Source organism: Roseicyclus sp. (assembly GCF_052168335.1).
In the GTDB taxonomy this organism is placed as follows: Bacteria; Pseudomonadota; Alphaproteobacteria; order Rhodobacterales; family Rhodobacteraceae; genus Roseibacterium.
On sequence record NZ_JBQLZP010000547.1, the window covers coordinates 1 to 1,529 of the forward strand.

The 1,529-nt window shown below is 70.0% G+C and carries 2 protein-coding genes; one reads left to right on the plus strand and one right to left on the minus strand.

The genetic code is table 11. The features are described 5' to 3' along the window. Positions 1 to 142 precede the first annotated feature (142 nt). The gene (locus ACTS11_RS16680) at positions 143 to 601 is read right to left on the minus strand and encodes a hypothetical protein (protein ID WP_442641425.1); all 459 of its coding nucleotides are present in this window, start codon (positions 599 to 601) and stop codon (positions 143 to 145) included. A gap of 55 nt (positions 602 to 656) precedes the next feature. Between ACTS11_RS16680 and ACTS11_RS16685 the strand changes: the two genes are divergently transcribed. Next, a complete protein-coding gene (locus ACTS11_RS16685; protein WP_442641424.1) occupies positions 657 to 1,247 on the plus strand; it encodes a thymidine kinase in 591 nt (196 codons plus the stop codon). Positions 1,248 to 1,529: the final 282 nt, after the last annotated feature.

Sequence of the window (1,529 nt, forward strand, 5' to 3'; positions counted from 1 at the left end):
ACCCCGACCGTAGGGCGGGACTTGTCCCGCCATAAGGCGCCCGGCGGGACTTGTCCCGCCGCCCCACCCGCCGACCCAAACGTGCCCCAACCGCAGGGCGGGCCTTGTCCCGCCGTCCCCTCCGCTCACGCGCCGCGCACGGCTACCGCCCTTCCGCCTCGAGCTTCAGCTTCATCTCCATCAGCACCCGCTGCAATTCGAGCACCTCGGCCAGGAGCCGTCGCGCCTCGTTGACCGAGATCACGCCGTCCTCGATCGCGCGGTGATACTCGGCCATCAGGATCGCGAAGCGCTGGCTCAGCACGATGACCTCGCCGTTGACCCCGCCCTCGCGCTCGGCGTTGCGGCGGGGACCGTAGGCGACCTGCCCGCCGTTCAGCTCGGCCAGCGCCACGGTGACGTGCGGGAAGGAGGCGGCGGCCTCGAGCGCGGCCACGGCGTCGATGGGCATGAAGCGGTCGGAATGGCCGTCGTCGTCGGAGAAGTAGCGCCCGAGCGTGGCCTTCGAGCGGCCCGTGAGCTCGCAGGCCGCGGCGAAGCCGACATCCTTAATCAGCCGTTCGGTGTGCCGTTTCAGGTAGGTTCGTGCCGCGTCGGTCATCCCCGTCTCCGCTCCGATCTTGCCCACGCCGCTCCCCTGCGGCAGAACCCGGGCCATGGCCAAGCTCCATTTCCACTACTCCACCATGAACGCGGGGAAATCGACCCTGCTTCTGCAGGCGTCCTACAACTACATCGAGCGGGGCATGCAGACCTACCTGCTGACCGCGCGTTTCGACGACCGCGCGGGCATGGGGAAGATCGGGAGCCGCATCGGCATCGCCGCCGAGGCGGACACCTACAAGCAGTCCGACGACCTCTTCGCGAAGATCGCGGCGCGGCTGGCAGAGGGGCCCTGCGCCTGCGTGCTGGTGGACGAGGCGCAGTGGATGACGCGCGAGCAGGTCTGGCAGCTCGCCCGCGTGGTGGACGACCTCGACGTGCCGGTCATGTGCTACGGCCTGCGGGTCGATTTCCGGGGCGAGCTCTTTCCGGGCTCGGCCGCGCTCCTGGCGCTCGCCGACGAGATGCGCGAGGTGCGCACGATCTGCCATTGCGGAAGGAAGGCCACGATGGTCATCCGCGTGGACGCGGAGGGCCGCGCGCTGACCGAGGGCGCGCAGATCGAGGTGGGCGGCAACGACCGCTACGTGTCGCTCTGCCGCCGCCATTTCCGCGAGGCGACGGGGGACCGGCCGCCCGGCTGACCGGCGGCGGCAGAGGCCGGGGCGGGACATCCCGCCAGCGCGACGCGATCGCAGCCTTTCGCGCCGAAGGACATTGAATTCGACGCCTTCGGCGCCGGGAGCCCAATTCGACGCCTACGGCGCCGACAGCGTTTTTTCCTCGGCGCGTACGGCGCCGACAGGCTTTTTTCCTCGGCGCCTACGGCGCCGACAGAGTTTCTTTCCTCGGCGCCTACGGCGCCGACCGGGGCGAGGGGCGCTGCCCCTCGCGCTCCCCGGCGTATTTGAGGAAAGATGAAGGGG

Coding starts and splice junctions, on each gene's coding strand:
- ACTS11_RS16680 (WP_442641425.1), bottom strand. CDS start 601: ATGACCGACGCGGCACGAACCTACCTGAAACGGCACACCGAACGGCTG.
- ACTS11_RS16685 (WP_442641424.1), top strand. CDS start 657: ATGGCCAAGCTCCATTTCCACTACTCCACCATGAACGCGGGGAAATCG.